The organism is Shewanella rhizosphaerae (genome assembly GCF_019457655.1).
In the GTDB taxonomy this organism is placed as follows: Bacteria; Pseudomonadota; Gammaproteobacteria; order Enterobacterales; family Shewanellaceae; genus Shewanella; species Shewanella loihica.
In genome coordinates this window covers 1,109,016-1,122,456 of the sequence record NZ_CP080420.1, presented here as the reverse complement: position 1 = coordinate 1,122,456, position 13,441 = coordinate 1,109,016, and the positions used below count along the sequence as shown (strand labels likewise).

Annotated in this window: 12 protein-coding genes; 5 read left to right on the top strand and 7 right to left on the bottom strand. The window is 55.1% G+C overall.

Annotation, left to right across the window (positions count from 1 at the left end; translation table 11 throughout):
• Window positions 1-25: 25 nt before the first annotated feature.
• From K0I63_RS05005 to K0I63_RS04990, 4 genes are all read right to left on the bottom strand, one after another.
• Window positions 26-1,126 (bottom strand): polyamine ABC transporter substrate-binding protein, encoded by a 1,101-nt coding sequence (locus tag K0I63_RS05005; RefSeq protein ID WP_220044501.1) that lies wholly within the window; start codon window positions 1,124-1,126, stop codon window positions 26-28.
• Between the two features lie 277 nt (window positions 1,127-1,403).
• A complete protein-coding gene (locus tag K0I63_RS05000) occupies window positions 1,404-2,753 on the bottom strand; it encodes a glutamine synthetase family protein (RefSeq protein ID WP_011864777.1) in 1,350 nt (449 codons plus the stop codon).
• A 6-nt stretch (window positions 2,754-2,759) separates the two neighbouring features.
• Window positions 2,760-3,521: a gamma-glutamyl-gamma-aminobutyrate hydrolase family protein gene (locus K0I63_RS04995; protein ID WP_011864776.1), complete on the bottom strand. Its 762-nt coding sequence runs from the start codon at window positions 3,519-3,521 to the stop codon at window positions 2,760-2,762.
• Window positions 3,522-3,962: 441 nt separating this feature from the next.
• The gene (locus K0I63_RS04990) at window positions 3,963-4,511 is read right to left on the bottom strand and encodes a cupin domain-containing protein (RefSeq protein WP_011864775.1); all 549 of its coding nucleotides are present in this window, start codon (window positions 4,509-4,511) and stop codon (window positions 3,963-3,965) included.
• A 183-nt stretch (window positions 4,512-4,694) separates the two neighbouring features.
• Between K0I63_RS04990 and K0I63_RS04985 the strand changes: the two genes are divergently transcribed.
• Window positions 4,695-5,999 (top strand): NAD(P)/FAD-dependent oxidoreductase, encoded by a 1,305-nt coding sequence (locus tag K0I63_RS04985; protein WP_144200988.1) that lies wholly within the window; start codon window positions 4,695-4,697, stop codon window positions 5,997-5,999.
• A 68-nt stretch (window positions 6,000-6,067) separates the two neighbouring features.
• Here K0I63_RS04985 and K0I63_RS04980 read toward each other — a convergent pair whose 3' ends face one another.
• Window positions 6,068-6,928 (bottom strand): sulfurtransferase, encoded by an 861-nt coding sequence (locus tag K0I63_RS04980; RefSeq protein ID WP_220083376.1) that lies wholly within the window; start codon window positions 6,926-6,928, stop codon window positions 6,068-6,070.
• Window positions 6,929-7,167: 239 nt separating this feature from the next.
• On the bottom strand, window positions 7,168-8,664 hold the full coding sequence (locus tag K0I63_RS04975) for an aldehyde dehydrogenase (RefSeq protein WP_220073303.1): 1,497 nt from the start codon (window positions 8,662-8,664) through the stop codon (window positions 7,168-7,170).
• Between the two features lie 246 nt (window positions 8,665-8,910).
• On the opposite strand from K0I63_RS04975, the gene aptA reads away from it, so the two are divergent.
• The 4 genes from aptA (at window position 8,911) to K0I63_RS04955 (ending at window position 13,043) form a co-directional block, all read left to right on the top strand.
• Window positions 8,911-10,251: an omega-aminotransferase AptA gene (gene aptA / locus K0I63_RS04970; RefSeq protein WP_220082749.1), complete on the top strand. Its 1,341-nt coding sequence runs from the start codon at window positions 8,911-8,913 to the stop codon at window positions 10,249-10,251.
• Window positions 10,252-10,301: 50 nt separating this feature from the next.
• Window positions 10,302-11,792 (top strand): CoA-acylating methylmalonate-semialdehyde dehydrogenase, encoded by a 1,491-nt coding sequence (locus K0I63_RS04965; protein WP_220082748.1) that lies wholly within the window; start codon window positions 10,302-10,304, stop codon window positions 11,790-11,792.
• Between the two features lie 55 nt (window positions 11,793-11,847).
• The gene (locus tag K0I63_RS04960; protein ID WP_011864769.1) at window positions 11,848-12,213 is read left to right on the top strand and encodes a cupin domain-containing protein; all 366 of its coding nucleotides are present in this window, start codon (window positions 11,848-11,850) and stop codon (window positions 12,211-12,213) included.
• Window positions 12,214-12,323: 110 nt separating this feature from the next.
• The gene (locus tag K0I63_RS04955; RefSeq protein ID WP_011864768.1) at window positions 12,324-13,043 is read left to right on the top strand and encodes a TorF family putative porin; all 720 of its coding nucleotides are present in this window, start codon (window positions 12,324-12,326) and stop codon (window positions 13,041-13,043) included.
• 116 nt (window positions 13,044-13,159) lie between these two features.
• Here K0I63_RS04955 and K0I63_RS04950 read toward each other — a convergent pair whose 3' ends face one another.
• Window positions 13,160-13,330, bottom strand: coding sequence for a hypothetical protein (locus K0I63_RS04950; RefSeq protein WP_011864767.1), 171 nt, complete (start codon window positions 13,328-13,330; stop codon window positions 13,160-13,162).
• Between the last annotated feature and the right edge of the window lie 111 nt (window positions 13,331-13,441).

Below are 13,441 nucleotides of genomic sequence, written 5' to 3'. Positions count from 1 at the left end.
GCGAACTTGCCCTCGAGTGTAGGCATTACATGCCAGATTTGACTTTGGTCCATACGCGAGTCATGGCGCGCTGGGCCTTCATCGGACGTACATCGGCCACATAGAGACGTGACAGCACTTCAGGGGTTGGATAGATAGCCGCGTCGTTACGGATCTCTTCATCCACCAGCTCCTGGGCCGGCACGTTAGGGTTAGCGTACGCCACATAGTTAGTGATAGGGGCAATCACCTCTGGGCGCAGCAGGTAATTGATAAAGGTGTGAGCGTTCTTCACGTTCTTGGCATCGGCAGGAATCGCCAACATATCGAACCAAAGGTTAGAACCCTCTTTCGGGATGGCATAGCCGATCACATTACCATTCTCAGCCTCTTCGGCGCGCGCGGCGGCCTGGAAGACGTCACCCGAGTAACCGAATGCCACACAGATGTCACCGTTGGCCAGATCGGTAATGTAACGTGATGAGTGGAAATAGGTCACGAAGGGACGGATCTTCGCCATCACTTCGCCAGCCTTGGCGTAGTCTTCGCTCTTAGTGCTGTTAGGATCCAGCCCCAGGTAGATCATCGCCATCGGCAGCATCTCGTCGGCGCTGTCCAGCAGTGAGAAACCACACTTAGCAATCTTTTCGGCATACTTAGGATTGAAGATCAGCTCCAAAGAATCGACCGGCGCGTCTTCACCCAGCACCTGCTTCACCTTAGCCTCGTTGTAACCTATGCCAGTGGTGCCCCACAGATAAGGCACGGCGTGCTCGTTACGTGGATCGGCGGTTTCCAGCTGCTTCATCAGCTCTGGATTGAGGTTCTTATGATTGGTCAGCTGTGACTGATCCAACTTCTGGAAGGCGCCCGCCTTGATCTGCTTAGCCAGGAAGTTGTTTGACGGCACCACGATATCATAGCCTGAACGACCCGATAGCAACTTGGCCTCGACCACTTCGTTGCTGTCAAACACATCGTAGATCACCTTGATGCCTGTCTCTTTCTCGAAATTAGCCAAGGTGTCTTCGGCGATATAATCAGACCAGTTATAGACCCTAACCACCTCTTCAGCACTGGCGACAGAGCTTGCAAATACCCCGGCGGTGACCAGAGCGAGTGTTGTCATTTTCTTTAAAAGCTTCATGCTATCTCCTTGTTAGCTTGCCAGTAGTCTGATGATTACTGCCATTGCATTGCCGCTTGTGACGGCTTTCATTGTTATTATTGCCAATGCTACAGCTTACAACTGCATCGAACCTGTTTAACATTCATCGCTAGTGTAAAATCGAATAATTTCACCATCAATATGAATTTATATCTAATTACACCGGTTAGTTACCCATGACTCCACCAGGGGGTTAATCCCCCGGCAATCTTGCTTCATTTTGTCGCCGGCCCTGCCCCAATCTGGTGCAAAGAGGCTAAACGGTCAGCAGCAGGAACTCACGCTCCCATGAGCTGATCACCCGGCGGAAGTTTTCCAGATCCGCCTGCTTCACCGCGATATAGCCTGAGGTGAAGGTGTCACCCAGATATTCCCTCACCGCCGAACTTTCCGACATCACCGCCAGCGCCTCTTCCAGCGTGAGCGGCAGGCTGATCCCCTGACGATTCTCGTTAGCGCGTCCCTGTACCGGCGTCGATGGCTTCACATCTTCCACCATGCCCATGTAACCACACAACAGAGTAGCGGCGATGGCCAGGTAGCTGTTGGCATCGGCACCGGCGATACGGTTCTCGATACGACGGTTCTGAGGTGACGACTCGGGGATCCGCAGACCACAGGTGCGGTTCTCATCGCCCCACTCCAGGTTAACCGGCGCAGAGGTGCCCGGCAGGAATCGTCTGAAGGAGTTGACGTTCGGGGCCATCAGCGGTAACAACTCGGGAATATACTTCTGCAGACCGCCTATGTAGCACAGGAACTTAGCACTTTTCGTGCCGTCCTCATTGGTAAAGATGTTCTTGCCCGTCTTGATATCCACCACACTCTGGTGAATATGCATGGCGCTGCCCGGCTCGTCGGTGACTGGCTTGGCCATAAAGGTGGCGCAAACGTCATGCTTGAGCGCCGCCTCACGCAGGGTACGCTTAAACACAAACACCTGATCCGCCAGCGACAGGGCGTCGCCATGGCTGAAGTTGATCTCCATCTGGGCCGTGCCCTCTTCGTGGATCAGGGTATCGATATCCAGTCCCTGGGCCTCGCACCAGTCATACATATCTTCGAACAGCGGGTCATACTCGTTTGCGGCGTCGATAGAGAACGACTGACGGCCCGACTCCTTGCGGCCACTGCGGCCAACAGGTGGAATCAATGGCATATCGGGATCTGAGTTTCTGTGGGTCAGATAGAACTCCATCTCGGGGGCGATCACCGGCTTCCAGCCCTTATCTTCATAGAGCTTGAGCACCTTCTTGAGCAGGTTACGGGGCGACAACTCTATCGGGTTACCCATCTTATCGAAGGTGTCATGGATCACCTGGGCGGTAGCTTCGACCGTCCAAGGCAACATGAATACTGCATTTTCATCGGGCACACAGACAAAGTCGATATCCGCCTTGTCCAGCAGGCTGTCGTACAGGTCGTCATCCACATAGTCGCCGGTCACGGTCTGCAGCAGCACACTCTCGGGCAGACGCATCCCCTTCTCGTCGATAAACTTATCCACCGGGGCGATTTTACCGCGGGCGATCCCCGTCATATCGCTGATGACACACTCCACCTCGGTGATCTTATTGGCTTTCAAATAATCGATTAACTTCTTCATGCTTCACTATCTCTTGCGTTGAGCTGCTCTGGCTTGGCAGGCTTGACTAAAGGCGCTAAAAATCGAGCGGTAGAAAGGGTTCTCTAACACCTTCCATTCGGGGTGGAACTGCACCCCCAGCGCAAAATTTTTCGCATCTTTGACCGAAAACGCCTCGATTAATCCATCGGGGGCATAGGCTTCTGGCCGCAATCCAACACCCAAACGGTCAACACCTTGAGTGTGCACAGAGTTCACCTCTGCCAAATTGCGGCCCCAAGCCTCGTGGAGCAATCCCCCCGGTTCTATCTTCAACGGATGAGACAGGCCATATTGCACCTCGACGTCAGCCGTCTTGTCTTCTCTGTGTTCAATATAATCGCCAACTTCATGCAATTTCTGATGCAGGCTGCCGCCGTACACCACATTCATCTCCTGAAATCCCCGGCAGATGGCCAGCACAGGCACGCCGGCGTCAATCGCCGCCTTCAGCAGTGGCAGATTGGTCGCGTCGCGCTTGGGATCGTGTAGGGTATCTGGGTCACTCGCCACACCGTCGTAGTGGTGGGGCTCGATATTGGAGGGCGAACCGGTGAACAGCAGGCCATCGAGTCTGGGCAATATCGTCTCGGCCGGGCAATGGCCAAGCGCGGGGATCACCAAGGGCCAACCTTGGGTGGCATCGGCAATACCCAGCAGGTATTTCTCGCCAACGATATTGAATGGGTGCAGGCCTATCTGTTGATTACAGGCCGTGACACCGATAACAGCAAGTCCTTCATCGGACATAGTTCACCTTTAGCTTTGTTGCGTCTTCTTATAGTTATAGCAATGAACAGACTTCAATCAATGTTCATTTTTTCACACACTACACTGAAATAATGAACGAGGCAATAGGCCGCTGAAAACAAAATATACAATAGAACAACAATTAGAATAAAAGCCAATTAAAACAACATCAAAAGGCAATTAAAATTAATGTAAAGCCAAAAATAGGCGAAAATCAGGTCACGGCTTTTGTGAACCAGCTCCCACGGAAAAGTCCGTTTGAGATTTTGGCTTGGCGGCCTTAATGGACAAAATTATTTACAAAAAGGCGCAGGGGTGACTCAGCCTCACGGCATGGGAAAAGGCACACACGCGGCGGCGCAGGCAGTGTCACGGGAGTTTCAATAAAGAGGAAGGGGTTTGCAGAGGCCGGGCGACGCCCAGCCTAACAGGAATGTTTAGTTAGAAGTTTGCCGGCGTGGTGGCGCTGACGATACGACACGGCTTGTCGAAGGGGTTGCGGAATCTGTGGGGCAGTTCGCTGTTGAAGTAGTAGCTGTCGCCCTCGCTGAGCACATAGACCTCATCGCCTATGGTGATCTCCAGCTGCCCCTCGATCACCATGGCCGCCTCTTCACCCTCGTGCTGCAGCATCTCTTCACCGGTATCCGACCCAGGTGGATAGACCTCATTCATCACAGACATGGCGCGGTTGGGGTAATCTCTGCCGATCAACTTGTAGTCTAGGTTGCCATCGCCGATATCCAGCAGCTCGCCGGAGCGGTAGACCACCTTCTGCTCAGTAGGCATGCTCTCCTCGATAGAGAAGAAATCCACCAGTGACATAGGTAAACCCGACAAGACTTTCTTCAGGGAACTCACCGAAGGACTGACGCTGTTCTTCTCGATCATGGAGATGGTGCTGTTGGTCACGCCGGCACGCTTGGCCAACTCGCGTTGCGATAACCCTTTCATTTTACGAACAGCTTTGAGATTTGCGCCTATATCCAAAAAACATCTCCTATCCAACAAGACTCAGGAAGAAACAATTTTCCATACTAGTTTGTATCAAACTAAAAAGCATGTTAAATATAATCAACAGGTGTGAATTATAACCAACTCAAGGGTCAAAAGTATACTTACTCTGGCCAATATAGTCGAATAACAAGAATAAAACCCTCACTCGGAGCCCAAATGACCACCAAGCGCCCTGTCCACAGTGACCAATATCCCGACTCTTTCTATCATGCCACCGCCAATGCCCTGGAAGCGCTGCCGCAACTCACAGAGCGGATCAGCGCCGATGTCTGCATCGTCGGCGGCGGTTTCAGCGGCATCAACACCGCCATCGAGTTGGCCGAGAGAGGCTTCGAGGTGGTATTGCTGGAGGCGAAACGGATCGGCTGGGGCGCGTCGGGCCGTAACGGCGGCGAGCTGATCCGCGGCATAGGCCATAATGTCGAACAGTTTCGCAACGAGATAGGCTCAGAAGGCGTCGCGGCCATCGAGCAGATGGGCTTCGAGGCGGTTGAGATAGTGCGTAACCGCGTCGCCAAGCACAATATCGACTGTAACCTGCAGATGGGCTACTGCGATCTGGCTACCAAGCCGAGACACATGAAGGAGCTCGCCGCCGACTATCAGGAGATGCTCCATCAGGGGCGTGAGGGCTTTAAGCTGCTGGAGAAGCACCAGCTTGGCGAGGTGATCGGCTCAGATCTCTACTGCGGCGCCCTGGTCGACATGAACAGCGGCCACCTGCATCCCCTCAATCTGGCACTGGGCGAGGCCAAGGTGGCTCGCAGCCTGGGGGTCAAGATGTTCGAATACAGCGCCGCCACCAAAATCGTCAAGGGCGAGCGCCCCTGCGTACATACGGAGCATGGCCGCGTCGACTGTCGCTACCTGGTGCTCGCTGGTAACGCCTATATCGGCCATGAGCTCAACGGCTATATAGGTGGTAAGGTGCTGCCCGCGGGCAGTTATCTGCTGGCCACCGAGCCTTTGTCCCAGGAGATGTGCGATGAGATTATCCCGCAAAACATGGCCTTCGCCGACATGCGTATCGATCTCGACTACTTCCACCTCTCCCAGGACAATCGCCTGCTGTTTGGCGGCCTGTGCACCTATTCGGGTAAAGATCCCAAAGATATCGACGCGGCCCTGCGCCCCAACCTGGAGAAGGTGTTCCCCCAGCTCAAGGGGGTGAAGATAGAGTATGAATGGGGCGGCATGATAGGCATAGGTGCCAACCGCCTGCCACAGATAGGTCGGCTGCCGGACTGTCCCAACATCCTCTACGCCCAGGCCTATGCCGGTCACGGCGTCAATGCCACCCATATGGCCGCCAGGCTCATCGGCGAAGCCCTGACGGCTCAGGCCGAAAGGTTCGATATCTTCGACAGGGTACAACACATGACCTTCCCCGGCGGGCCGAGATTCCGCTCCCCCATGTTGGCGGCGGGCATGCTGTATCACAGGCTGAAAGACCTGTTTTAGCCTAAAAACTAAAATAAAACAGTCAGCATAAAAAAAGGTGCCCTAGGCACCTTTTCTGTTAGTAACGATTACGCCCCCTGCTCAATAGGCAAGTCGGCATTGCTGCCCCAGTCCGCCCAGGAGCCATCATAGAGCATCGCCTTGTCATGGCCCGAGGCCACAGAGGCTAAGATCAGGATACAGGCGGTGATGCCTGAGCCGCAGCTGAAGATCCGCTCTGCTTCCTGCTCACCCACCTGCTCTCCTACCAACTGCTCAAACATGGCCTGCAGGTCCTCGACCCGCTTCATCCTATGTTCGCGCAGCAGCTCACCAAAGGGCAGATTTACCGAGCCGGGAATATGACCGCAGCGCACGCCGGGTCGAGGCTCGCTTACCTCGCCTGCGAAACGCCCCGCTGCCCGCGCATCCAAGATAACGCTGTCGCCTCCCAGGGATTCGAGCACATAGTTGGCGTCACAGATAAGGCCCGGCTGGAAATCCGCCACATAGGGCACAGACTCTTCATCTATTACCGTGGGCTGATAGCTCTCGCTGGTCATGCGCTCCTCGCTGAGCCACTGGGGCAGGCCACCATCGAGCACATAGACATTCTCGTGGCCCATCAGCTTAAACATCCACCAGGCACGCGGCGCGCTGTAGATCCCCTGGTTATCGTAGATCACCACCAGGCTGTCTCTGTCTATGCCAAGGGCCGTGGCCCCTTGCTCAAACTGCTCAGGGGTCGGCATGGCGTGCAGCTGCGATGAAGTGGTATCGCAAAATACCTGCTCGATATCAAACTTTTGCGACCGGGGAATACAGACAAACTCATCGTAGAGTATGGGTTCTTTGCCCACCACACTCTGCATACTGGCGTCGAGCAACACCAGATTACCCTCAAACAGATTCGCCTCAAGCCAGGCGGTGGTAACTAACGGGTATTCCAATTCCATAGTGACTCCCAATGTGGGGGCTAATCAGCATCTGCCCGCCCCTCTTATCAATAGTATGACGCTTATCTGTAAAGACAATATACGATGGGAGGGGCCAAGGACAAGTGACTTATTCTAACCCTGCTAACAAACTGGCATAAAAAAAGCCCTTTATCGCTAAAGGGCTGTGATTAAAGCGTTTTGTATAGCGGGTTGCTTGCCACTAAGACAGGGGCTTTCCCAGAAAGGCTTTCCTAAAGCGCAATCCAGGTCGCCTTGATCTCGGTATACTTGTCGAAGGCATGCAAGGACTTGTCGCGGCCGTTACCCGACTGCTTATAGCCACCAAACGGCGCCGTCATGTCACCACCGTCATAGTGGTTGATCCACACCATGCCGCTACGCAGCGCCTTGGCGGTCTTGTGTGCCTTGCTGATATCAGAGGTCCAGACACCGGCCGCCAGGCCATAGATGGTATCGTTACCGATACGAATCGCCTCCTCCATGCCGTCGAAGGTGATCACCGACAGCACGGGGCCAAAGATCTCTTCCTTGGCGATGGTCATCTCATTCTTCACGTTGGCGAAGATGGTCGGTGCCACATACACACCACCGGTCTCGGCCAGCACCTGCTGACCACCTTGACGCAGCTGCGCCCCTTCAGCCACCCCGGCGCGAATGTAGCGCAGCACATTCTCCAGCTGCTGCTGGTCCACCACGGCGCCACAGGTGGTGGCAGGATCCAGCGGGTGTCCCGGCTGCCAGGCCTGCATCTCGGCTTCGATAAGGTTAATGAGTTCTTCCTTCACCCCCGACTCCACTAGCAGACGTGAGCCTGCGGTGCAGACCTCGCCCTGGTTGAAGGCAATGGCCGAGGCTGCGGCGATGGCCGCCTCTTTGAGATTCGGCGCGTCGTTGAAGACGATGTTCGGGCTCTTGCCCCCGGCCTCCAGCCAGACACGCTTCATGTTGGACTCGCCGGCATAGATCATCAGCTGCTTGGCAATCTTGGTCGAGCCGGTAAACACCAGAGTGTCGACATCCATATGCAGCGCCAGCGCCTTACCCACGGTATGGCCGTATCCAGGGAGCACGTTAAGCACCCCTTTAGGGATCCCCGCCTCTATCGCCAGCTGCGCCATGCGGATGGCGGTCAGCGGTGACTTCTCTGAGGGCTTTAATACGACGCTATTGCCTGTGGCCAGCGCAGGGCCCAGCTTCCAGCAGGCCATCAAAAGTGGGAAGTTCCAGGGCACGATAGCCGCCACTACCCCCACGGGCTCGCGGGTGATCATGCCGATCTCATTGTGGGCCGTTGGGGCAATTTCATCGTAAATCTTGTCCACCGCCTCGCCCGACCAGCGTATGGCACGGGCCGCGCCCGCCACATCGACGGCGCCGGAATAACGGATAGGCTTACCCATATCCAAGGTTTCCAGCAGGGCCAGCTCATCCCTGTTTGCCTCGAGCAGATCGGCGAAGCGAATCATCACCTGCTTGCGTTTTACCGGCGGCAGCTGCGACCAGTCGCCGCGCTCAAACACCTCGCGGGCATTGGCAACGGCACGGTTGGCATCCACCAGATCGCAACTGGCCACCTGGGTCAGCACCCTGCCATCGATAGGGCTGATACAGTCGAAGGTGTCATTCGAATCGGCGGCGCAGTATTCGCCATTGATAAATGCCTGGCCCTGAATCACCAGGTTGTCCGCCATCTCTTGCCATTGTTCGCGATTTTGTGGAGTACTCATTCTGACCTCTTAACGGGTGATAATTGCTCTAGCGTCAATGCTAATGCACGTCCACGCCCTCTCTGGCGCGACTGTGCATGCCCTAGATTACGCTCAACCCTCAATCAATTTCAATATTTTTTACAAAAAGTTATTTTTTGCTATAAATAATGAACAAAAAGCTTTCATGTTCATTATTTCTGACATAGCATAGCGAATATCAACCACTCAATAAAACAACAATTACACAGAACCAGGGTAGATGATATGGAAGATTTTAATAAAGCTGACCAGGTAGCAACAGGCACGCTGGAACACTATTGGATGCCTTTTACCGCCAATAGACAGTTTAAACAAAGTCCCCGCCTCCTCGCGCAGGCAGAGGGGATGTACTACAAGGATGTAAACGGCCGTCCGGTACTCGACGGCACTGCCGGTCTCTGGTGCTGTAATGCCGGACACGGTCGCAAGGCGATCTCCGAAGCGGTCAGCAAACAGATCCACGAGATGGACTACGCACCCTCGTTCCAGATGGGCCACCCACTGGCCTTCGAGCTGGCCGAGCGTCTCGCCGCCATCGCCCCTAAAGGGATCAACAAGGTATTTTTCACCAACTCTGGTTCTGAGTCTGTCGACACGGCGCTGAAGATCGCCCTCAACTACCACAGGGCCCGTGGTGAGGCGACCCGTACCCGTTTCATCGGTCGTGAACTTGGCTACCATGGCGTCGGCTTCGGCGGCATCTCGGTTGGTGGCATAGGCGGTAACCGCCGTACCTTCAGCCAGCAGCTACTGCAGGGGGTCGACCACCTGCCCCATACTCTGGATATCCAGCAAAACGCCTTCTGTAAGGGGCTGCCGGAAACCGGTGCAGAGAAGGCCGAGGTGCTGGAGCAGCTCGTTACCCTACATGGCGCCGAAAATATCGCCGCGGTGATCGTCGAGCCCATGTCGGGTTCGGCCGGGGTCATACTCCCACCTCAGGGCTACCTCAAGCGCCTGCGAGAGATCACCCGCAAGTACGGCATCCTATTGATCTTCGATGAGGTGATCACCGGCTTTGGCCGTGTGGGCGACGCCTTCGCCAGCCAGCGCTGGGGCGTCACACCGGATATGATCACCACAGCCAAGGCGCTCAACAACGGTACCATCCCCATGGGCGCCGTGCTGATCGACGATGCCATCTATGATGCCAGCATGGATGCCCCAGAGGGCGCCATCGAGCTCTACCATGGCTACACCTATTCGGGCCATCCGGTAGCCGCAGCTGCCGCCATCGCCACCTTAGATATCTATCAGGAGGAGCAGCTGTTCGAGCGCACCAAGTCGCTGGAAGGCTACTTCGAAAAAGCAGTGCACAGCCTCAAGGGACTGCCGAATCTTATCGACATTCGTAACACTGGCCTGGTGGCCGGTATCCAGTTTAGTCCGAGCGATAAAGGCATAGGCAAGCGTGGCTTCGGCATCTTCGAGACCTGTTTCAAGAACGGCACCCTGGTCAGGGCAACAGCCGACACCATCGCCCTGTCGCCGCCACTGATCGTCGACGAGACCCAGATAGACCAGATGGTCAACACACTAAGCGATGCCATCACCACAGTTGGCTAACCCAGAATAAACAAGACACATTAGAGATTTTTGCAGGGAAATTACGCGCTATGCAGCAGATAAACCACTACATCAACGGCCAGCACACACAGCCCAGCGCCCGCAGCGCCGCCGTCTTCGAACCCGCCACCGGCGAGCACAAGGCCAACGTCTCCCTGGCCAGCGCGCTCGAGGTAGATGCGGCCATCGAGCTGGCCAAGAAGGCCCACGGCCCCTGGTCAGAGATGACCCCCCTTAACCGCGCACGCATTCTGTTTAAGTTTAAGGCACTGGTCGAAGCCAACATGGATGAGCTGGCGGCCATGATCACCCGCGAACACGGCAAGGTACTCGACGATGCCAAGGGCGAGATCATCCGCGGCCTCGAGGTGGTGGAGTTTGCCTGTGGCATCCCTCATCTACTCAAGGGCGAACACACAGAGCAGGTCGGTGGTGGCGTCGATGCCTGGACACTCAACCAATCCCTGGGCGTAGTGGCCGGCATCGCCCCCTTTAACTTCCCTGTGATGGTGCCTATGTGGATGTTCCCCATCGCCATCGCCGCGGGCAATACCTTTATCATGAAGCCATCGGAGAAGGATCCGACCTCTGTGATGCGCATGGCCGAACTTCTCACCGAGGCAGGCCTGCCGGATGGCGTGTTTAACGTGGTCAACGGCGACAAGGAAGCGGTCGACACCCTGCTGACCCACAAGGACATTCAGGCGGTGAGCTTCGTTGGCTCCACGCCAATTGCCGAGTATATCTATCAGACGGCGGCGGCCCACGGCAAACGCGTACAGGCCTTGGGCGGCGCGAAGAACCACATGCTGTTGATGCCAGATGCGGATCTCGACCAGGCGGTCAGCGCCCTGATGGGCGCCGCCTATGGCAGCGCCGGCGAGCGTTGCATGGCGATCTCTGTCGTGCTGGCCGTCGGCGAAGTGGGTGATGCCTTGGTAGAGAAACTGCTGCCACAGATCCAGGCGCTCAAGGTTGGGAACGGCCTGGAAGGCGAGATGGAGATGGGGCCGCTAATCTCGGCGCAGCATCTCGCGAAAGTGCGCGGCTATGTGGACACAGGCGTGAGCGAAGGGGCAATCCTGCTGGCCGATGGTCGTCAACTCACGGTCGCCGATCATGAGCAGGGCTACTTCCTCGGCGGCTGCCTGTTCGACCACGTCACACCAGAGATGACCATCTACAAGGAAGAGATCTTCGGCCCTGTGCTGGCTATCGTCCGGGTGAAGGATTATGCCGAGGCGCTGACCCTGATCAACGAGCACGAGTTTGGTAACGGCACCGCCATCTTTACCCAGAGCGGCGAGGCAGCGAGACACTTCTGCCACCATGTGCAGGTCGGCATGGTTGGGGTCAATGTGCCCATCCCTGTGCCTATGGCCTTCCATAGCTTTGGCGGCTGGAAACGCTCCCTCTTCGGCCCGCTGCACATGCATGGCCCAGACGGCGTACGCTTCTATACCAAGCGTAAGGCGATCACCGCCCGCTGGCCCAAGGGCAAAGGCAGTCAGGCAGAATTTGTCATGCCGACCATGAAATAAACTAAGCTTAAGGCGCCGCGCTGCGCCTTAAGTCTATCTGTAAATTGGAGCAGAAATGACACAGACTATTGATGCCATCATCAACTTTGGCCAGCATAAGGTTAAGACGGAACACTATGAGGTGGCACCGGAAAAGGTATTAAGCGGGGAGCCTAAGCAGCAACTGGAGAACCATTACTCCAGCCCCTGCGATCAATTTCACGCCGGGATCTGGCAGGGCCAGGTCGGCAGTTGGAAGGTCAACTACAGCGAACATGAGTATTGCGAGATCCTATCGGGCAGCAGCGAGATCATTGATGAAGCAGGCAACAGCCTGACGGTCAGCAAGGGCGATCGCTTCGTCATCCCCGCCGGTTTTAAGGGCGTATGGCGAGTGCTGCAGGAGTGTCGCAAGATTTACGTCGTATTTGAGCAAAAATAACTAAAATCATTGCCATGTAGTCTCAGCGAACTAGCTGTTGTTTGGCTTAATCTGATCCGGATAGCTTGCTAACCGGATCGGTGTCAACAAAGTGAAATGGAGAAACCACCGTGTATAAAAAATTTAATAAGAAACGGATAGCCCAGCTAGCTGGCTTAACCTTGGCAACCGCGCTAATCACACCTTTGGCACAGGCTGAAGTCTCGGGAGAAATTGGCGTCACCAACGATTACCGCTTCCGCGGTATCTCACAAACCGCAGGCGATTTTGCCGTTCAAGCCAGCATAGATTACAGTATGGAAAGTGGTTTCTTCATCGGTGCCTGGGGCAGTAATGTCGATGATGAAAGTTATGATGCCGATGTCGAAGTCGACTTCTATGCCGGTTACGCCGGTGCCTTCGGCGAAGACGACGCGGTGGAATATGACTTCACCCTGACCTACTACACCTATCCGGGACAGGATGAGAGCACTAAGTATCTCGAGGCCTCACTGGGCTTCTACTTTGCCGACTTCCACTTCGCCCAGTGGTACACCAACGACTACGCCAATGCCGATGTGTCTCTGCACTACAGCGAGCTGAACTACTCCTACGAGTTTATCGAGAACTGGAGCATAGATGCTCACGTGGGCTACAACTATGGCGACGGTGCGGACCTAGACTGGGGTGAGAACTATGTCGATTACTCCATCGGCGTCTCCACCGAGATCGGCGGTGTCGGCCTGTCGCTGGCCTGGTTAGACACTAACCTGAGCAGCGACAACGAGATCAAGGACGGTCCATGGAAGAACGAAGGCACTATTCTGGCCACCGCCAGCTACGCCTTCTAACTCCCTTCCTCCCCAACCAAGTGATTGTAAAAAAACCGCCTTCATTGGCGGTTTTTTATTAGGGGTATATTTACGAATTTAAGGACAATCTACTCCTAACTCGACAATCTCTAACATTACAGCTTCAGGCTCTCCCCCCGGCGGACTCGCTCAGCCAAGGCGCGCCAGTAATTCACTAGCTCCTGATGCGCCTGTGCGCGTTCGGGAAAGGTTTGCGATAACCCTTGCAAAATATTGGCTTGCTGATGACAGAGTTTTTCCCAGCGGCGGGCATTAGACAGGTGCATAGTGTTTTCCTTAACGTATTAAACTCCTTCGAAGAGTATAGCCAGTTTATTAAAAATTTGATCTAAGCCGCTAGGAAAAAACCTTAGCCGGGAGTATCTTCAAACTATAAC